Below are 17715 nucleotides of genomic sequence, written 5' to 3'. Positions count from 1 at the left end.
GAATGGCGGGAAACGAATATTTCGTGCCAAGCGCCAATACAGGAGGCAAGCTATGACGCACCAACTCGAAATCAAGAACCTGCACGCGTCCGTCGGCGATCAGCCGATTCTGAAGGGCATCAACCTGGTGGTGCCGCGCGGCGAACTGCACGCCATCATGGGCCCCAACGGCAACGGCAAGAGCACCCTTGCCAAGGTCATCGTGGGTGACCCCGAATACACCGTGACCGAAGGCGAAGTGCTGGTAGACGGCGTGAATATCCTGGATATGGAACCCGACGAGCGGGCCCGCCTGGGCGTGTTCCTGGCGTTCCAGTACCCGGTGGAAATCCCCGGCGTGACCATCGCCAACTTCCTGCGCCTCGCCATGCAGGCCCGCAAGCCCGAAGGTGAAGAAGTCTCGTTCAGCGAGTTCTACGGCAAGCTGCAAAGTGCACTCAAGACCCTGGAATGGGACGAGAGCATCGTGGAGCGTTACCTCAACGAAGGCATGTCTGGCGGCGAGAAGAAGCGCAACGAAATCCTGCAGATGCTGATGCTGGAACCCAACTACATCATTATGGACGAAACCGATTCGGGCCTGGACGTGGACGCCCTGAAGATCGTTTCGCACGGCGTGAACACCCTGCGCGGCCCCAACCTGGGCGGCTTGATCATCACCCACTACCAGCGCCTGCTGGACTACATCACCCCCGACAAGGTGCACATCATCGTGAACGGCCGCGTGGTGGAAACCGGGGGCCCCGAACTCGCCAAGAAGCTCGACACCGAGGGCTACGACTGGGTGAAGGAACTGGCGACCGCCTGAGAACTGGAATGGCGCGGTAACGGCGGTCAAAGCGGAGTTCTGCAGGAACCTGCTTAACCGCTCCCCGCGACCTTTTCCGGCACTTCAGGCCTTCTGCCCGCTTTTAAGGAGTCAAGATGACTGTCAATCCCGAAGCAGCAAGCATCAACACCGAATACGAATACGGCTGGAGCAACCCCGAGCGCTATGCCATCAAGGCCCCTAAGGGCCTGAGCCGCGAAGTGGTCGAGATGATCTCCAAGGCCAAGGACGAGCCGCAGTGGATGCTGGATTTCCGGCTCAAGGCGCTGGATATTTTCCTGAGCAAGCCGATGCCCGAGTGGGGTGCCGACCTCAGTGACCTGGACCTGGAAGACATCTACTACTACATCAAGCCCGAAGGTTACAACGCCCGCTCCTGGGACGACGTGCCCGAGGACGTAAAGCAGACCTTCGAGCGTCTGGGCATTCCCGAAGCCGAGCGCGCCGCGCTGGCCGGCGTGGGTGCACAGTACGAATCCGAAATGGTGTACCACAACCTCAAGGAAGAGTGGGAAAAGCTGGGCGTGGTCTTCCTGAGTATCGAAGACGGCATGCGCGAGTATCCCGAGCTGTTCCGTGAATACTTCGCCACTGTCATTCCTCCCGAAGACAACAAGTTCGCTGCCCTCAACTCGGCGGTGTGGTCGGGCGGTTCCTTCGTGTACGTGCCCAAGGGCGTAAAGGTGGATATTCCGCTGCAGACCTACTTCCGCATCAACGCGGAAAACAGCGGCCAGTTCGAGCGCACCCTGATCATCATCGAAGACGGCGCGCAGGCCCACTACATCGAAGGCTGCACCGCGCCCGCCTACAACAGTGATTCCTTCCACTCGGGCGTGATTGAAATCGTGGTGAAGGAAGGCGCCCGCTTCCGCTACTCCACCATCCAGAACTGGAGCCACAACGTTTACAACCTGGTGACCCAGCGCGCCGCCGTGTACGGCAGCGGCGTGATGGAATGGGTGGACGGCAACCTGGGCAGCAAGGTGACCATGAAGTACCCGGCCTGCTACCTGCTGGAAGACGGCGCCCGCGGCGAAGTGCTGAGCATCGCCATGGCCAGCCGCGGCCAGCACCAAGACGCCGGGGCCAAGATTGTTCACTTCGCGCCGCACACCAGCGGTTCTATCGTGTCCAAGTCCATCTCTAAGGACAGTGGCCGCAGCTCCTACCGCGGTCTGGTCAAGATCTACGAAGGTGCCCGCGGCGCCAAGACCAACGTGGAATGTGACGCCCTGCTGCTGGACGAGGAAGCCCGCACCGACACCTACCCCTACATCGAAATTGAGGAAAAGAGCGCCTCGGTGGGCCACGAAGCCACCGTCTCCAAGATCAACGACGAGCAGATTCTGTACCTGCAAAGCCGTGGCCTGAGCGAAGACGAAGCGGCGGGCCTGATTGTGCGCGGCTTTATTGAGCCGATTGCCAAGGAACTGCCGCTGGAATATGCGGTGGAACTGAACCGCTTGATTGAATTGGAAATGGAAGGTTCGGTGGGTTAACCGCTTGAGGGTATAAGGCAGCCATGCAAAGACGAAACCTGAAAATCTGGGGAATCGCCTTGGCCGCACTCGTTGCGGCAGCGTGGCTGTCTCTTACTGGCTGGGAGTATGGCGCAAAAACCTGGAACTTTCGGGCCGCGCACCGGGTGGTGGCCGTTAAGGACGTAACCAGGGACGGCCCATCTATGCCTTTCAGCTACCGGGACGTGTATTTTGTTACCACGCCGGAAAGCGCAGAAGCCGATGTCAAAGCTTGCGCCGCCGCCTTCGGGCATGACATGACGTCGGAGACGCAATTCACTCGCTGCCATGCCTTTCTTTCTGCTCATTCAGCCCAGCTGCAAATGCAGGCCAGTAAGGCCATCAAATGCGAAATTGCCCACTCAGAGCAGACACCTTATATGGATGCCAAGACAGTCAAAGTCGTCATTGAACGGGTGGCAACATGTGACCTTGGCTAAGGCCCAGCTTCTTTGCCCCCGCACCTTGCAGCTGGGTCAGTTTAGTGAGATGGCTCCGCTCCCGCCCCATCCCCTCACCAAGAGGAAAAACCCGAAACCACATGCTTTTTATCCAACAAATCACTGATTTTTCCTGCTGCTGGCCGCCCTGCTGTGGCTGTGGCTGTGGGCCACATCTGGCGGCGTGAACAGCTGGCAAACCTGGCTGTTCCGCGCCGGGCATCAGGTTGACAGTGTCACCGACGAGAACTACGGCTCGCATGAGGTGCGCTTTGTGCTGCGGCCCGGCGAAGATGTGGCGGCTGTACACGGCTGTGCACGGTCATTTGATAAGCAGCTGATGTCGGAGGGGATGTATGTGTACTGCATTGCTTACGCTTCGGCCACAGAAGCGCAGCAGGCGAAGCAGGGCGGGCCGTTTTGTGAGCGTGGCCGTGCCATTCAGCAGCTCTACAGTTCTGGTGCGCGCGCCGAGGTGTTCTTGAACCCTGAGCAGGGCTGTACCCGTTCGCCCCGGTTCCTGCCGGATTATGCCCGTACAGCGGGATAATACCCCGCAGATATGCTCTTGTCTTTTTCCGCTTTCAATGTTAAGGAGTCTCCATGACCAAATTTACTGAAACCCTCGCGCAGGTCGGTGGCCCGGAGTGGCTGACCGCCAAGCGCCAAGAATCGCTGGCCCTGTTCGAGTCGCTGCCGGTGCCCACCGAGGACGTGGAAGCCTGGAAGTACACCCGCGTAGAGGTGGACTTTGACAGCCTGCAGCCGCACCCCAAGCGGGACACGGTGCAGGACGTGTCGCAGCTGCCGGCCAGTGTGCAAAAACGCCTGAGCAGCACCGACGCCGGCGCATTTCTGGTGTTCGACGGTCCCGACGTGGTGTACCGCACCGAGCTGCCGCAGGAGCTGCAGGACAAGGGCGTGATCTTCACCGACCTGAAAACGGCTGTGGAACAGCATGCCGATCTGGTGCAGGGCTACCTCTACTCGGTGGTGCCGGCCGAAGTTCCTGACGACACCACCATCGCTGCGCCCGGCACCACGCCCAGCAAGTCGCCCGATCCCTCCGAGGGCAAATTCTCGGCGCTGGCGGCGGCCCTGTGGACCAACGGTGCTTTCGTGTACGTGCCGCGCGGGGTAGAGGTTGATCTGCCGCTGGGTTCCTTCCGGGTGATGAGCGCGGCGGACAGCTACACTGCCACCCGCACCCTGGTGGTGGCCGAGGACAACGCCGGCGTGACCTTTATCGATGAGCAGGACTCTGAGCCGCTGCAGAACGCTTACGCCATCGGCGCGGTGGAGCTGGTCGTCAAGCAGGGCGCACGTCTGCGCTATGTTTCCATCCAGAACTGGGGCAAAGGCGTGACCCACATCCAGCGCCAGCGCGGCGATGTGGACCGGGACGGCAAGCTGAATAGCCTGGTGGTGACCATGGGCGCCACCCTCAGCCGCACCGAAATGCAGAGCTACGTGCGCGGCAGCGGCGCCGAGAGCGAAATGCTGGCGCTGTACTTTGCTGACGAGGACCAGCACTTCGACCACTACACCCTGCAGCACCACGCCGCGCCGAACGCCTACTCCGACCTGCTGTATAAGGGCGTAGGCGCTGACCAGAGCGTGGGCGTGTTCAGCGGCATGATCAAGGTGGATCTGGGCGCCCAGAAGACCGACGCCTACCAGAAGCACCGCACCCTGATGCTGAGCAGCGAGGCCCGCAACTTCAGCGTGCCGCAGTTGGAAATCAATGCCAACGACGTGCGCTGCAGCCACGGTTCCACCACCGGCCCGGTGGGCGAGGAAGAGATGTTCTACCTGCGCTCGCGCGGCATCAACAAGGAAACGGCCGAGAAGATGCTGGTGACGGCTTTCCTGGAAGACGTGCTGAGCCGCGTGCCGCTGAAAAGCGTGACCGACTACATCGAAGGCATCATCGCCGAGAAGGTGGGCGCAGTCTAAGCCTCTGCCTCTTTTTCTGAGCGGTCAGTTTCCCCGGAGACTGGCCGCTTTTTCTGCGTGGTGTGCAGTTGCCGTAGGCCAGGCAAGGGGGCAAGTGGGGCAGACCCGCTCACATGCCACTTCACGGCTGGATGACTCCTGCCCGCTCAGCCTCCTGGAGCAATCGCTCTGCCGCTTGCCAGAGCTGTGGGAAGTCGGCCAGTGCGCTGCGCTTAAGCTTCAGCACGCGCCGCACGGTCAGCTCGGGGACCGCTCCTGCGCAGCCCAGACCACCTGCGCCGTCTGCAGTCTGGCCCCAGGTCAGCAGCATGGGTTGGAGCGAATCCAGCGCCTTTGCAAAGCGGGATTCTGGGGTCCGCTGCACTTCGTATTCTTGCCAGAGCGCGGTGAATTTGGCGGCTTGAGGTTCGGGCAAGAGCCCAAACAACTGCTTAGCAGCCTTGGCTTCGGCGGCGGCTTGGGCGGCCAGCGCCTCCGCCTGGGCGTCAAAGTGCAGGTCGCCCGCCCCAATTTCGACCAGGTCATGCACCAGCAGCAGACGAACCACCTGGGCCATGTCGGTTCCGGCGGGGGCGTACTCGGCCAGCGTCAGGGCCATCAGCGCCAAATGCCAGGAATGCTCGGCGCTGTTCTCGGGGCGGCTGCCGTCGTGCAACCGGGTGGTCCGGACAACAGACTTGAGCCGGTCACAGCTCAGCAGGAAATCCAGTTGGGCGGCCAGCGTAGGGTCGGTCATGCAGCACTCTACTGCTCTCCCCTGAACCGCTTCAGCTTATGACAGCTCCACTTCGCCGTCGTCCTCGCCCCACCACTGAATGCGCCGGGCGTCCACGGCCAGCATCACCAGCCCTTCGGTATCTAATCCGTCCCCGAACCACTGCCGCAGCTCCTCGTGCCAGTGATCTTTCATCACTCGCCGGTCGGTCAGCACGCGGGCTTCGCCCTGCACAGCCACAAACAAGAAGCCTTTTTCAGCTCTGAAATTCAGCTGCACATGTTTGTTTTTCTCTATATCGCGCACCATGCGTGAATCCTGCCAGGTGAAAAAGTAGCTGGTGCCGCTGTATTCCACCTCACCATTGTTGCTCATGGGCCGTGAGGACAGGCGGCCGTAATCGCTTACGGTGGTCAGGAGGCACAGGTCAATGCCGCGCATCTTGGCGGCAATATCTTTCAGGGTTTTGGCGGGCATGGCTTCAGCTTAGTGCAGGCCCTGTGTGAAAGACCGCCAAAACCGCCGGGAGCTGGGCTGAGCTGCCCGGCGGGAGGGGGTCTGTTCGGCCTGTGAGTTTACAGCCGGGCCAGTTCCCCACGGATGGTCTGGGCCAGCGCGGCGACGCCCCGGTCAATGTCCTCCAGCCCCGCGCTGCTGAAGCTTAGGCGCATGGTGTTCTGCCCGCCGCCCAGCGCGTAGAAGCACTCGCCGATCATGTAGGCCACCTTGCGCTCCACGGCGCGGGGCAGCATGGCAGTGGTGTTTACGCCGGTGGGCAGGGTCAGCCATAGAAACATGCCGCCTTCCGGCACCGTGTGTGTCACGCCCTGCGGCAGTTCGCGGTCCAGCACGGCCAGCATGTGGTCTGCGCGGGTGGCATACGACTGACGCAGTTTCTCGGTCTGCTCCGGCAGCAGTGGCAGCAGCTCGGTCACGATCATCTGGTTCAAGGTCGGCGTATGCATGTCGGCACCCTGCTTGGCCAGCACCAGCTTCTCGGTGATGGGCCGGGCCGCCATCACCCAGGCGTCGCGCAGGCCGGGAGCCAGCGTCTTGGAAAAGCTGGAGCAGTACAGCACGTGGCTGCGGTCGGGGTCGCCGCCGGTTCGCCGCAGCATCAGCTCGGCCAGGCTGGGAATAGGATCACCGCTGAAGCGCAGCTGGCCATAAGGATCGTCCTCCACCACAAATACGCCGTACTGGCTGGTCAGGTCCAGCAACTTTTCCCGCCGCTCCAGGCTGAGGGTGCGGCCGGTGGGGTTCTGAAAGTTGGGAATGGTGTAGATGAATTTGGGCGTGCGGCCCTGTGCGGCCAGGTCGCGCAGCACTTCGGCCAGAGCGTCCATGTCGATGCCGTGCTCATCGGTGGGAACAGCGGCGAAGTTGGGCCGGTAGGGCACGAACGACTGCACGGCGCCCATGTAGGTGGGGGTTTCCACCAGGATGGTGTCGCCGGGGTCAATAAAGATCTTGGCGACCAGGTCCAGCGACTGCTGCCCACCGGTCATGATCTGGATATGTTCCGGGGTCACGCGGCCCGCGCCGGGACAGGTGTTCTCGGCCAGCCACTCGCGCAGCGGCAGGAAGCCCTCGGTGGTGCCGTACTGCACGGCCTTCCAGCCGTAGCGGTCCAGGGCCTGAGCGCTGGCCTGGGCAATGCGGTCCATCGGGAACAGCTCGGGGGCCGGCAGCCCGCCGCCGAAGTTGACCAGGCCGGGCACCTGCGCCATCCGGAGCATGTCGCGCAGGGCGCTGCCGTTCACCGCACCGATACCGGCGCTGAAGGCCGCTTCAAACGCCGGTACAGCTGCTTGCGGCTGTGGGTGGGTGGTGAACTGGCTCTGGCTCCTGTCGGCTGTTCCGAGGGTTCCTTGCATGGGCCCAGCGTAGCGCAGCGGGCAATAAAAAATCAAAAGAACTGCTTCTGCTTCTATCTAAAAGAGAAAGAGAGAATCTGAAGCAATAAAATTTTAAGAACCGGCCCTCGTCCTGCCTGTAGGTCGGCTTTAGCTACAGGTAAAGCGGCTCATCTCCGGGTAGGTGGGCCCCCGGCCGCAATCTTTCTTTGGCAGCCCCTGAGGAGCCTAGGGGTAAGAAGGAGCAAAAAGTGTGCTTAGAACGCACCTTTGCTCCTTCCCTGCCTTCGTCGTTACCAGCCGCGTAACATGGCTCAGGCGCCGCGTGGGCGAGCCAGCACTTCCAGGTCGCCCAGGATGGCGGCAGCGGCCTTTTCCCCGCTTTCCAGCGCGCCCTGAATTCCGCTGAGACTGGTTACTTCCGAGGCCAGAAAGACATTTGGTAGTGCTGTACTGTGGCCGGGCAGCGTCTGCGCGTAACCGGCCGGTTGGGGGTACTGCACGTGCGGAATCCGGTCCACCGCCAGCAGGTCCAAGTCATCCACGGCGCCCCCGTACCACTCGCGCAGTTCGGCCAGGGCCAGCTCGGCCAGGGCGTCGTCATCGCCTTCAGGGATGCCCCACAGCGAGGTGATCAGCAGACCACGCTCGCCGGGCACCCGGTCCGGAAACACCTGGTCCAGCCACAGGACCTGATTCAGCCAGCCGCTGGGCCGGGCGTTCAGCTGCAGCCGGGGCTGCGGTTCCAGGGCTCCGGGCGCCCGGAAATGCAGGTAAGCGCTGCTGAGGCTGCCACGGTCCACCGGCCGAGGGTCGCCCGGCTGCTCGCCCAACAGCCGGGCGGCCGCAGGCGGGTCGGTGGCCACGATGACCTGCGCGGCCCGCATCTCGCCGGCGCTGGTCTGCAGGGTCACGCCGTCAGGGCCGCTCTGCAGGCTGTCTACCCGCACGCTGCGCTGCACGTCAAGGCCGGCCGCCAGCTGACGGGGCAGCTCGCTCATGCCCCGCCGGGGAATAGCCACGTCGCCGGTGATCAGCAGCCGCATGTAGTACTGAAACAGCGCCGCACTGGTCTTCATCTCGCGGTCGATGACCAGGCCGCCAAAAAAGGGAGCAAAGAACCGTTCCAGCGACCGCTCCGAGAAACCGCGCCCCAGCAGAAACTCGCGGGTGCTGGTGTCGGGGCCGTTCAGCAGGGCGTGGGGCGGCTGGGCCAGCAGCTCGGCGGCCAGCCGGGCGGCGTGCAGACGGTCGGCTGCAGTCATGGCACCGGCGGTCAGGTCGCCGGGCAGGGCACCGGGGTCACGGCGGGGGTCGCCCATGATCTCGGCCACGCCCCCTTCCTGGCGCAGCACCGCTGAGGGCCTGAGAACCACCAGGTCCAGCGCGTCATAGTCGAACTGCCGGCGGGCCGCCGGGTAATCGGTAAACATGCCCAGAAAGCCAGCGTCGATGGTGTAGCCGTCCACGTCGCGGCTCCAGACCCGGCCGCCCAGGTGCTCGTTTTTCTCCAGCACCCGCACCCGCTTGCCGGCCCGGTGCAGGGTCCGCGCGGCGCACAGGCCAGCCAGCCCGGCCCCCACGACGATAATGTCAGCAGTTTCAGAAAGCATGGCTCAGCCTAGAGCATCTGCTCCTGCTCCGGCTCAGGCGGGTTCCTGCTTCCAGCCCGGCACCCCGGCAATGCGGCGCTCGGCCCAGGCAAGGTCGGTGCGGTCCGGCCGGCACAGGTCCCACTCGCGCCCACCGGCGTAAGCGCCCATTACCCCGAAATCCGCGCTGTGGCTGGGGCAACAGTGCCCGGTACCCGCAGGCAGCAGCAGCACGTCTCCAGCCTGCACGGTCAGCTGCGGGCCGCCTGCGCCGCCCAGAATGACCTGTGCCTGTCCGCGCAGCACGGCCAGCGCTTCATGGGCGGTGCTGTGGTAGTGGTGAAAAGGGTAGATGCCGCCCTGCCAGCTGCCGCTCCAGTCACGCTCCAGCAGGTGCTGCCGGACCGCCTCCGGTGCGAGGTCCGTCAGGGCAGCGGGGTAGAGACGCGCAGCCAGCTGGTTGTTGGGCGCCTGGCCGCTAGGGACGGGCAGAGTTACCGAAACCGTCTGTGTGGTCATGCTCAGAGCTTAGCGGGCAGCTGTTCGCCCCAGCAAAAGCGCCACCAAAGGCGGACCATAAAAAAACCGGACCCACCCTGAGGGGAGCCCGGTTTCAAAAGCTCAGGAAAGACTCAGTTGTTTTCCTGGCCGCTCTTGGAGCGGATTTCTTCGGCCTTGTGGTTGTCCTTGTCCAGCTGACGGCCTTCGGTGCCTTCCTTGGTCTCGTCTTCGGTGTCCTGACCCATCGCGGCAGCTTCGGCGCCAGCAGCAGCGGCGGCTTCGGCTTCGGCAGCCAGTTCTTCTTCGGTCAGGCGGGGAGGCAGGATGCTGAGCACGGCAATTTCAGGCTCCATCACCAGCTTGACGCCTTCGGGCAGCTGCAGCTCGCCGGCGGTGATGTTGTCACCGATGGCCATGCCGGTCACGTCGGCCACGATTTCGTGGGGGATGCGGCGCGGGCCGGGGGCCAGCACGGTGATGTTGTGGTGCACGACGTCCAGCAGGCCGCCTTCGACTTCGCCCTGCGACTTGCCGGTCACGGTCAGCGGCACGTTGGCTTCGATTTCCTGGCCGTAGGTGACCATGTAGAAATCCACGTGCATGGGCACGCGGCGGCGCTTGTCCATCTGCACGGTCTTGACCAGTGCGGGGAAAGCTTCGGCGCCGTCGATGCTGATATCGAACAGGCCACTGATGCCCTGCTCACGGAAGATCTTGTCGAACATCTTGCGTTCGATGGCAAAGGAAACGTTCTTTTCCTTGTTGTAGGCGACGGCAGGGATCATGCCCTGTTCCAGCTTCTCGCCGCTCTTGCGGGCTTTTGCGTTAATATCCATAGTTTCCTCCAGGGGACCGTGCCTGTCCGTTACCGCGTGCCTTTAAGTGGGCCGCAGGCGCGCAGGGGGCGGGGCCACTCTTGGGGAGGGTGGTCAGCGCCGCCAGGCCACTGCTCGGAAAAATCCTGACCCGTATGGGTCCAGGCAACCGCAGCAGTATAGCAGACTTCGCGGCGCTTCCCCAGGCCAGAGGCCCCCGCTATGTGGCATAGTGGGGCGAATATGATTAGCGTAACTGACCTGCGTAACGGAACCAAAGTGGAAATGGACGGCGGCCTGTGGGAATGCCTGGATTACCTGCACCAGAAGATCGGCCGCGGCGGCGCCAAGGTGGTCGCCAAGTTCCGCAACCTGGAAACCGGCTCCATCGTGGACCGCACCTTCAACTCTGGTGAAAAGCTCCAGGACATCTTTATTGAAGGCAAGACCATGCAGTACCTCTACCCCGACGGCTCTGACTTCGTGTTCATGGACATGGAAACCTTCGACCAGGTGAACCTCAACGGCGTGCTGGTGGGTGACGCCAGCAAGTTCATGAAGGAAAACACCGAAGTGGAAGTGCAGTTCTACGGCGACAAGCCCCTGAAGATCACCCTGCCCAACCAGGTGATTCTGAAGATCACCCAGACCGACCCCGGTGTGCGCGGCGACACCGTGAGCGGCGGCACCAAGCCCGCCACCCTGGAAACCGGCGCCATTGTGCAGGTGCCTCTGTTCGTGGAACAGGACACCTCCATCAAGGTGGATACCCGCAGCGGCGAATACCTCAGCCGCGCCTGATTCCGGCTTTCCTGGCCGCTCCTGTCCCGCTGCGGGCAGGGGCGGTTTGTTTTGGTGGCAGCGGAAGCCAGCGCCCCGGCGCCCCTGGTTGTTGCAGTCCTTTTTTCGCTGCACCCTGTCCCGGCCTGCGGCGGCTGGCGGCACCGGCGGGTAGTGTGGCATCATCGGATGAGTCCCAGACTGACAATCCAGCTGTTCCTCAGGAGGAAAGAATCATGAATCCAGAAGATCTCAAGAAGATTCTCGACGCTCTGGCCCAGGCCGACGTGCGCGAGTTCAGCCTCAAAACCGGCTCTTTCGACCTGGACCTGCGCCGTGGCCCCCAGGCCGGCGGCCCTGGTCTGCCTGCCGCCGCGCCCGCTGCTCCGGCCTACCTGCCTGCCGCGCCTGCACCTATGCCGGCTCCGGCCGTTGCCTCCGCTCCCACCCCGGCGAGCGAGGCAAGCAGCGCTGCTGCACCCGCAGAAGCAGCGCCTGCCCCAGCAGAACCGGCCCCAGCGACTGCTCAGGTGCCGGTCGCCGCGCCGGCCAGCGCCGGCACCCCGGTCAAGGCGCCCATCGTGGGCACCTTCTACGCTTCCAGCAGCCCCGACGCCGCCCCTTACGTCAAGGTGGGCGACCGCGTTCAGGAAGGTCAGGTGCTGTGCATCATCGAAGCGATGAAACTGATGAACGAGATCGAAGCCGAAAGCAGCGGCGTGATCCGCGAAATCCTCGTCAAGAACGCCGAGCCGGTGGAGTTCGGTCAGACGCTGTTCATCATCGAGTAAACCCGGAGGGGCGTGGGGAGAGGCCAACCGCGCGGACCGCCGCGCCTAAGCTTTCCCCGCGCCCGCGCCCTTGCCGGAGGCAAAGCATGTTCAAGAAAATCCTGATCGCCAACCGGGGCGAAATCGCCCTGCGGATCATTCGCACTGCCCGCGAAATGGGCATCCAGACGGTGGTGGTGTATTCCACTGCCGACGAAAAGAGCCTGCCGGTGCTGCTGGCCGACGAATCGGTCTGCGTGGGTCCGCCTGCTTCGACCGATTCGTATCTCAAGGTGCAGAACGTCATCTCGGCGGCGCTGATGACCGGCGCTGAGGCCATTCACCCCGGCTACGGCTTTCTGGCCGAGAACCCCGACTTTGCCGAGATGTGCCGCGACCACGGCCTGGTCTTTATCGGCCCGACCCCTGAAAGCATGCGCGAGCTGGGCAGCAAGGCGGGCGGGCGCGAGATCGCGGCGGCGTCCAACGTGCCCACCGTGCCCGGCACCGGCGTGCTGGAAGGCACCGAGGCGGCTTTGAGCGCAGCCCGCGAAATCGGCTATCCGGTGCTGCTCAAGGCGTCGGCGGGCGGCGGCGGGCGCGGGCAGAAGGTGATTCGCTCAGACGAGGAGATGCAAAAGGGCTTCGCGCAGGCGCAGGAAGAAGCCCGGCTGTACTTCGGGGACCCGGCCATCATCATGGAAAAGTTCCTGGAAGAATTCCGCCACGTGGAAGTGCAGGTGATGGGCGACGGCCAGGGGCACGTCATCCACATCGGGGAGCGCGACTGCTCTATTCAGCGGCGCAACCAGAAGATGATTGAGGAAGCGCCTTCCACGCTGCCGGACGACCTGCGCCAGGAAATTCTGGCTGCTGGTGTGCGCCTGGCGAAGTACGTGAACTACGCCGGAGCCGGCACGCTGGAGTTCATTGTGGACCGGGCCGGCAACTACTACTTCATGGAGATGAACACCCGTATTCAGGTGGAACACTGCGTGTCCGAGATGATTTCGGGGCTGGATTTCGTGCGGCTGCAGATTCAGATTGCGGCGGGCGAGGGCCTGCATCTGCAGCAGGAGGACGTGCGGCTCCAGGGCCACGCCATCGAGTGCCGCATCAACGCCGAGGACCCCGACAAGGATTTCCGCCCGGCAGCGGGCAAAATCGAGGACGTTCACTTTGCCGGTGGCCCCAAGACCCGCATTGACAGCCATGTGTACAGCGGTTACTCGATTCCGCCGCACTACGACAGCCTGATCGGCAAGCTGATTGTCCACGACGACACCCGCGAACAGGGCATCGCCCGCATGAAGCGTGCCCTCGGTGAAACCGTGATTCAGGGGCCGAAGACGACCATTCCCCTGTACATCAAAATCATGGACAACCCCTTTTATCAGCAGGGCTCGGTGCTGACCAATTTCCTGAAGACGCGCATGGAGATGTGAGGGTTACTTCCGCGAACGGAGTGAGTAACCGTTGAAGGCCACCCTGCAATTGCTTTTGCTGTACTGAAGCTTAGAAAGACACCCCGTCAGCTTGCCTTAACCTTTTCTCGTTACAGTTGGCCGCAGATGCTCCCGCTCAGGCTGGGGCGTTGGCGGCCTTATTTTTTGTGGGGAGGTGTGGGCGTGAACAAAGGGGTGTTGGGTATAAGTTTCTTGGCATGAGCTTTGGCGGGCTGCACAACATCCATGACGGCTGAAACGCAGACGGTGCGGGCAGGTGACTTGCAAGTCAAGCTGGAAGCGCCGCGGTGGGTGTGGGACCGTAGCCTCTACCCGCTGAAGGTGACATACACCAACGTGGGCGACGCGCCAGTGGAGATGATGGACCCGTTTCAGTGCCCCTACATCTGGCAAGTGGAGGATGTGAGCACGGGAATCGTGCCAGAGCCAGAAAGGGCAGTGAACTATGGCTGCACCACTGAACTTCGCCCGCCCATCCCGCTTGGCCCTGGCAAGAGCTTGCGCGTGACCAACAAAGCCATCATTGGCGGGTTTCCGAAAGGCAAATACCGCATTCCCGCCAAGGTTTTGCCCGTGCATGTTGAGTACCGTAATCCTACTGAAGCTCCGCCCAGTCAGCAGGGGTTGGAGGAAGCGCATCCCGCGCCGCAGGAGGTACGCTTTGAAATCCGCTGAAGTGCTGAAAACCGTCCTGAAAGTCCTGGGCCTTGGCGTGCTGGCGTTGGTCGCTTGCGTCGTTTTTTTCATCTATGCCCCCCAAATCTTCTGGGGCAACTCGCAGGTGACGGCCACTTCGCAGGAGCGCGGTGGCCTCAGCGTCCGGCTGACGCACCCCCGGGTGGTGAAGGGGCGCGGTGACAGGATGACCATGACAGTGGTGAACCATACGTCTGGGCCGGTGACGCTAACTGAGCCGTTCAGCTGTTTTTCTACCGACTACACCCCCAAGTTCTATGACCAGCAGGGCAAACTGCATAGGGCAGACAGCACGGTGACCTGCCTGACCGTTGCCCTGCCGCCCATCACCCTCCCGGCGAATGGGTCGGAAACGGCGCAGGTAAGCCTCAATGTCGGGGGCGTCCCGCCCGGCAAGTACAAGGTGGTTTACGACTTCTCGCTTATCAGGCGAAACAGCGACCCGGACGCCCAGAATGTGGCTTTTACACAGGTGCGGCTCCCCCAGACGACAGAGATGCAGGTCGTGCCCTGGTGGCGGCTGTTCTAGTCCCTGCACCCAAGCCGCCGCTGCGCTTCTTCCAGCGTGAAGGTGTATGGCTTCACCTCCGGATGCGTGCGCCCCGGCTGGTATGTCACCGTGTCCGCGCCCCACTCGGCTTGCCCGGCCCACTCGGCACCCGGCCAGTACCCGCGCTCTAGCCTCTGCTGTGGGTGGGCGGTGCAGCGCAGGGTCAGGGCGTAATCACTCACTCGGCCATTGACGCCAGCGCCGCTTCAGATATCCACGCCGGCCAGCTCGTAGCCTTGCCAGGCGGCAGCTTCGATCGGGGGGCGCCAGACGTGAGAATCCTGATGCGAGTTGCCACAGCCTGCCAGGGAGAGGAGCAGTGGGAGCAGGAACCGGACCCGGCTTAGTGGCATGAGAGTTCTCCCGCTTCGGCCAGCCTGAAGGCATACGGCCTGGCCTTGCTCCCAGACCGGGGGCTGAGGGTGACTTTTTCCTGTGTCCATGCCACCTCTTCGCCGCCCCATCCACCCGCGCCCGGCCAGTACCCACGCTCCAGCTTCCGCTGTGGACGCTCGGCGCAGCGCAGGATGAGGGCGCTGTCAAAGTCCGCGATGTCTACGGCGGCCAGTTCATACCCCGCCCAGGCGGGGGTGGAAGCCAGAGGCCGCCAGACGTGGATGTCTCGCCGCGCAGGATGGCCGAAGCCATAAGCCAGAGGCACCACGATGCCGCCCAGTAGCAGCGGTACCACCACGGCCAGGGCAATGGGGAAGGGCAGAGGCAGACGCACCCCCACAGGATAGCCCCGCTAGACTGCCATTCATGACCCGCCGCTTCCGTGCCGTCGCTGTGCAGCCGCAGTGGCATGTAGACGACTTCACCACGCCCGCCGCCTTTGGGCGCTGGATGCAGGGGCAACTGGCACTGGCCCGCCCGCAGCTGGCGCCGGACCGGCCCAATCTGGTGGTGCTGACCGAGTTGAACGGCCTGCCGTTGCTGTTGCTGGGTGGGGTGAGGGCACAGACCTTTGAAGGCGCGGCCCGCGAGCTGGTGCTGCGCCACTGGCCGGCCGTGCTGCGGCTGATGCTGACCGAACGCGTCTCGGCCATCCGCGCCGTGCAGCTGCATCTGTCGCGCCTGACTGTGCCGCTGTACCTGAGCGTGTGCCGCAATCTGGCCCTGAGCCACGGGGTCTACCTCTGCGCCGGGTCGCTGCCGCTGCCGCGTTACCGGCTGGACGGGCGCGGGCGCATCCGCCGGGTGCCGGGCGTGCTGACCAACGCCAGCGTCATCTTCGGGCCGGATGGACGCCTGATAGGTGTGACCGACAAAGTGCACCTCACCCCGCCGGAGCAGCGCGGTGGGCTGGACTTCACGCCGGGCCGGCTGGACGAGCTGCGGGTCTTTCCCACGCCGGTGGGCGACCTGGGCGTGGCGATTTCGTTGGACGCTTTCCGCGCCGATGTGCGCGGGCGCCTGCAGGCGCAGGGCTGCACGGTGCTGCTGCAACCGGACGCCAACGGCTCGGCCTGGACGGCGGATGAGGGGCTGCCGCCCGACCCGTCCTGCATTCGCCCGCAGCCGCTGGCCTGGCTGGAGTCCAGCTGGCAGGCCACCACGTCGGGGCAGTTCCGCTCCACGGTGAACCCGATGGTGGTGGGCAACCTGCTGGACCTGACTTTTGACGGCCAGAGCGCCATCACTGGGCAGCTGGACGAAGGCGGAGAAGCCCGGAGCTATGTGATGACCGGGCCGCGTGGGGGTTTCCTGGCGCTGCTGCCCTGGGTGGCAGAGGGGTCAGACGAGGCACTGCGCGAGGCGGGCCGGCGGCGGGCGGCCGGCAGCGGCGACCCGCTGGAGAACCGTTACCGCACCGGCGTACTGGCGGCGGACTTGGACTTGCCCCCCTCTGCGGCGCCGGCGCCGGAGCCTACAGAGCACGAACAGGCGCTGCGGGCCTGGCTGTCTGGCCGTGCAGGCTGGCCGGCCTGAAGCCTTACCAGCTGCTGCCCCCGTTGTTGCCCCCGCCGCTGCTGCCACTGCTGCCGCTGCTCCAGGAATCGCCGCCTCCACTGCTGAAGCTGGAAGGACTGTCAGAGTGGTGCTGCGCCGCCTGCTGGGCGTTCCACTGGGCCTGCTCGGCGGCCTGTCGGGCCAGATCGGCCTGGTAATTCTGCCAGCTCTGATCAGACTGCGAGGCAGCCAGCAGCGCCCCGAACTGCCGGGCAATATCCACCCCGCTGCTGTCCTCGCGCCAGTCCCGCAGCTGGCCTTGCAGGTTGCGCAGGCGGCCCAGCCGGCGGCTGAGTTCCGGAGTTTGCTGCTCGGCCAGGCCCCGCTGGGTGTCTTCAATCTGCTGGCCCAGGGTCTTTTCGGCGTCGAACAGCAGTCGGTCGCGCTCGGCGGCTTCCTCGGCGGCCTCACGCCGCCATCGGGCCGCGCGCTGCCAGGCGCCGAAGCCCCACCAGCCCAGCCCACCGGCGCCCAGGCCCACGCCGGCCCAGACCCACCAGGGCAGCGGCTCAGGCGGTTCCAGGCCAGGGCCGGCGAAAGTCTCCGTGTCGGCCACTGCGGCCGGCGCCGGCTGCTCACGCAGCAACTCTTCCAGGCGGGCCAGCGTACCCGGATGGGCGAAGTCCAGCGACGGGTCGCCCTCCCGTGCCTGGTCCAGCGCCTGCTGCGCCGCGCCGTAGTCGCCCAGCTGCACCAGCGCCAGCGCCCGAAGGTAAAAGGCTTTGGGGTCGTCGCCCTCGGCCAGCAGCACGTCGGCAATCAGGCCCAGCGCCGCTTGCGGGTCGGTCTGCACCACCCGGTCGATGCCCTTGGGCGACTCGTAGGGCACCGAGAGGTCTTCTTCGTCCCACTGCGGCAGCGCCTGGGCCTCGGCCAGGACGGTGCGGGCTTCGTCCAGCCGGTTCTGGCGGGCCAGAATCCGCGCCAGCACCACCCGTGCCCGCGCCGAATCCGGCCGGGCCGCTGCGGCGGCGCGGGCGGCGGCCTCGGCCTGATCCAGCTGGCCGCTGTCCATCAGCTCCAGCACCTCGTCCGGGGTCAGCAGGGTCAGGACCGGCGCCCCGGCCAGCAGCTGCGTGGCCAGGGCCGCCTGGGGGGAGCGGTGAGGCAGCTGGGCCTGCGCGGCGCCATACACGCCGCTGGTCAGCGGAAGCAGCAGGGCCAGCAGTAGGCGGGCGGGCCGGACGGCGGGTCGGGGCAGCTCTGGCATAGGGAAGACCTCCTTGCCGCCGGTACGCAGCGGCGGCCCGCAAGGTTCTCGCCCCTGCCCCGG

The 17715-nt window shown here is 64.3% G+C and carries 20 protein-coding genes; 11 read left to right on the top strand and 9 right to left on the bottom strand.

All coding sequences use genetic code 11. The features are described 5' to 3' along the window. Positions 1-52 precede the first annotated feature (52 nt). The 5 genes from sufC to sufD all read left to right on the top strand — a co-directional run bounded on the left by sufC (position 53) and on the right by sufD (position 4748). Positions 53-808 carry a Fe-S cluster assembly ATPase SufC gene (sufC, locus tag OCI36_RS06185; protein ID WP_261664205.1) on the top strand — a complete coding sequence of 252 codons (756 nt, stop codon included), beginning with the start codon at positions 53-55 and terminating at the stop codon, positions 806-808. A 116-nt stretch (positions 809-924) separates the two neighbouring features. Further along, positions 925-2331 carry a Fe-S cluster assembly protein SufB gene (sufB, locus tag OCI36_RS06180; protein WP_261664204.1) on the top strand — a complete coding sequence of 469 codons (1407 nt, stop codon included), beginning with the start codon at positions 925-927 and terminating at the stop codon, positions 2329-2331. A gap of 23 nt (positions 2332-2354) precedes the next feature. Next, a complete protein-coding gene (locus tag OCI36_RS06175; RefSeq protein WP_261664203.1) occupies positions 2355-2792 on the top strand; it encodes a hypothetical protein in 438 nt (145 codons plus the stop codon). A gap of 184 nt (positions 2793-2976) precedes the next feature. Next, entirely contained in the window at positions 2977-3342 is a 366-nt protein-coding gene (locus OCI36_RS06170) for a hypothetical protein (protein WP_261664202.1), read from the top strand. Positions 3343-3395: 53 nt separating this feature from the next. Continuing rightward, positions 3396-4748: a Fe-S cluster assembly protein SufD gene (gene sufD, locus OCI36_RS06165; RefSeq protein ID WP_261664201.1), complete on the top strand. Its 1353-nt coding sequence runs from the start codon at positions 3396-3398 to the stop codon at positions 4746-4748. Between the two features lie 121 nt (positions 4749-4869). Here the strand turns inward: sufD and OCI36_RS06160 are convergent, their stop codons facing one another. From OCI36_RS06160 to OCI36_RS06135, 6 genes are all read right to left on the bottom strand, one after another. Further along, entirely contained in the window at positions 4870-5484 is a 615-nt protein-coding gene (locus OCI36_RS06160) for an HD domain-containing protein (RefSeq protein ID WP_261664200.1), read from the bottom strand. Between the two features lie 36 nt (positions 5485-5520). Beyond that, positions 5521-5940 (bottom strand): pyridoxamine 5'-phosphate oxidase family protein, encoded by a 420-nt coding sequence (locus tag OCI36_RS06155; protein ID WP_261664199.1) that lies wholly within the window; start codon positions 5938-5940, stop codon positions 5521-5523. A gap of 98 nt (positions 5941-6038) precedes the next feature. Beyond that, positions 6039-7340 carry a PLP-dependent aminotransferase family protein gene (locus OCI36_RS06150; protein WP_409996719.1) on the bottom strand — a complete coding sequence of 434 codons (1302 nt, stop codon included), beginning with the start codon at positions 7338-7340 and terminating at the stop codon, positions 6039-6041. Positions 7341-7633: 293 nt separating this feature from the next. Then, positions 7634-8932 carry an NAD(P)/FAD-dependent oxidoreductase gene (locus tag OCI36_RS06145; RefSeq protein WP_261664198.1) on the bottom strand — a complete coding sequence of 433 codons (1299 nt, stop codon included), beginning with the start codon at positions 8930-8932 and terminating at the stop codon, positions 7634-7636. Positions 8933-8965: 33 nt separating this feature from the next. Further along, on the bottom strand, positions 8966-9430 hold the full coding sequence (locus OCI36_RS06140; protein ID WP_261664197.1) for a cupin domain-containing protein: 465 nt from the start codon (positions 9428-9430) through the stop codon (positions 8966-8968). A gap of 113 nt (positions 9431-9543) precedes the next feature. After that, positions 9544-10248, bottom strand: a complete 705-nt coding sequence (locus OCI36_RS06135) for a 50S ribosomal protein L25 (RefSeq protein ID WP_261664196.1) — start codon at positions 10246-10248, stop codon at positions 9544-9546. A gap of 222 nt (positions 10249-10470) precedes the next feature. Between OCI36_RS06135 and efp the strand changes: the two genes are divergently transcribed. The 5 genes from efp to OCI36_RS06110 all read left to right on the top strand — a co-directional run bounded on the left by efp (position 10471) and on the right by OCI36_RS06110 (position 14468). Continuing rightward, positions 10471-11028: an elongation factor P gene (gene efp, locus OCI36_RS06130; RefSeq protein WP_261664195.1), complete on the top strand. Its 558-nt coding sequence runs from the start codon at positions 10471-10473 to the stop codon at positions 11026-11028. A gap of 215 nt (positions 11029-11243) precedes the next feature. Continuing rightward, positions 11244-11798 (top strand): acetyl-CoA carboxylase biotin carboxyl carrier protein, encoded by a 555-nt coding sequence (accB, locus tag OCI36_RS06125; protein ID WP_261664194.1) that lies wholly within the window; start codon positions 11244-11246, stop codon positions 11796-11798. Between the two features lie 86 nt (positions 11799-11884). Further along, a complete protein-coding gene (accC, locus tag OCI36_RS06120; protein WP_261664193.1) occupies positions 11885-13222 on the top strand; it encodes an acetyl-CoA carboxylase biotin carboxylase subunit in 1338 nt (445 codons plus the stop codon). 246 nt (positions 13223-13468) lie between these two features. Continuing rightward, positions 13469-13918, top strand: coding sequence for a hypothetical protein (locus OCI36_RS06115; RefSeq protein ID WP_261664192.1), 450 nt, complete (start codon positions 13469-13471; stop codon positions 13916-13918). Then, positions 13905-14468 (top strand): hypothetical protein, encoded by a 564-nt coding sequence (locus OCI36_RS06110; RefSeq protein WP_261664191.1) that lies wholly within the window; start codon positions 13905-13907, stop codon positions 14466-14468. Before OCI36_RS06115 ends, OCI36_RS06110 begins: the two co-directional genes overlap by 14 nt. On the opposite strand, the gene OCI36_RS06105 is transcribed toward OCI36_RS06110, so the two are convergent. Beyond that, entirely contained in the window at positions 14465-14671 is a 207-nt protein-coding gene (locus tag OCI36_RS06105) for a hypothetical protein (protein WP_261664190.1), read from the bottom strand. The genes OCI36_RS06110 and OCI36_RS06105 overlap by 4 nt on opposite strands. 161 nt (positions 14672-14832) lie before the next feature. Beyond that, entirely contained in the window at positions 14833-15219 is a 387-nt protein-coding gene (locus OCI36_RS06100; RefSeq protein ID WP_261664189.1) for a hypothetical protein, read from the bottom strand. Positions 15220-15251: 32 nt separating this feature from the next. Between OCI36_RS06100 and OCI36_RS06095 the strand changes: the two genes are divergently transcribed. Continuing rightward, the gene (locus tag OCI36_RS06095; protein ID WP_261664188.1) at positions 15252-16421 is read left to right on the top strand and encodes a nitrilase-related carbon-nitrogen hydrolase; all 1170 of its coding nucleotides are present in this window, start codon (positions 15252-15254) and stop codon (positions 16419-16421) included. A gap of 4 nt (positions 16422-16425) precedes the next feature. Here OCI36_RS06095 and OCI36_RS06090 read toward each other — a convergent pair whose 3' ends face one another. Next, complete coding sequence (locus OCI36_RS06090; protein ID WP_261664187.1) at positions 16426-17652, bottom strand: tetratricopeptide repeat protein; 1227 nt, start codon at positions 17650-17652, stop codon at positions 16426-16428. Between the last annotated feature and the right edge of the window lie 63 nt (positions 17653-17715).

It is taken from the genome of Deinococcus sp. Marseille-Q6407 (genome assembly GCF_946848805.1).
Classification (GTDB): domain Bacteria; phylum Deinococcota; class Deinococci; order Deinococcales; family Deinococcaceae; genus Deinococcus.
Note: the sequence above shows the minus strand (reverse complement) of the source record. Positions and strands in the feature narration are given on the sequence as shown.

Coding starts and splice junctions, on each gene's coding strand:
- OCI36_RS06140 (WP_261664197.1), bottom strand. CDS start 9,430: ATGACCACACAGACGGTTTCGGTAACTCTGCCCGTCCCTAGCGGCCAG.
- OCI36_RS06150 (WP_409996719.1), bottom strand. CDS start 7,340: ATGCAAGGAACCCTCGGAACAGCCGACAGGAGCCAGAGCCAGTTCACC.
- sufC (WP_261664205.1), top strand. CDS start 53: ATGACGCACCAACTCGAAATCAAGAACCTGCACGCGTCCGTCGGCGAT.
- OCI36_RS06155 (WP_261664199.1), bottom strand. CDS start 5,940: ATGCCCGCCAAAACCCTGAAAGATATTGCCGCCAAGATGCGCGGCATT.
- sufB (WP_261664204.1), top strand. CDS start 925: ATGACTGTCAATCCCGAAGCAGCAAGCATCAACACCGAATACGAATAC.
- OCI36_RS06160 (WP_261664200.1), bottom strand. CDS start 5,484: ATGACCGACCCTACGCTGGCCGCCCAACTGGATTTCCTGCTGAGCTGT.
- efp (WP_261664195.1), top strand. CDS start 10,471: ATGATTAGCGTAACTGACCTGCGTAACGGAACCAAAGTGGAAATGGAC.
- OCI36_RS06135 (WP_261664196.1), bottom strand. CDS start 10,248: ATGGATATTAACGCAAAAGCCCGCAAGAGCGGCGAGAAGCTGGAACAG.
- sufD (WP_261664201.1), top strand. CDS start 3,396: ATGACCAAATTTACTGAAACCCTCGCGCAGGTCGGTGGCCCGGAGTGG.
- OCI36_RS06090 (WP_261664187.1), bottom strand. CDS start 17,652: ATGCCAGAGCTGCCCCGACCCGCCGTCCGGCCCGCCCGCCTACTGCTG.
- accB (WP_261664194.1), top strand. CDS start 11,244: ATGAATCCAGAAGATCTCAAGAAGATTCTCGACGCTCTGGCCCAGGCC.
- OCI36_RS06115 (WP_261664192.1), top strand. CDS start 13,469: ATGACGGCTGAAACGCAGACGGTGCGGGCAGGTGACTTGCAAGTCAAG.
- OCI36_RS06175 (WP_261664203.1), top strand. CDS start 2,355: ATGCAAAGACGAAACCTGAAAATCTGGGGAATCGCCTTGGCCGCACTC.
- OCI36_RS06145 (WP_261664198.1), bottom strand. CDS start 8,932: ATGCTTTCTGAAACTGCTGACATTATCGTCGTGGGGGCCGGGCTGGCT.
- OCI36_RS06095 (WP_261664188.1), top strand. CDS start 15,252: ATGACCCGCCGCTTCCGTGCCGTCGCTGTGCAGCCGCAGTGGCATGTA.
- accC (WP_261664193.1), top strand. CDS start 11,885: ATGTTCAAGAAAATCCTGATCGCCAACCGGGGCGAAATCGCCCTGCGG.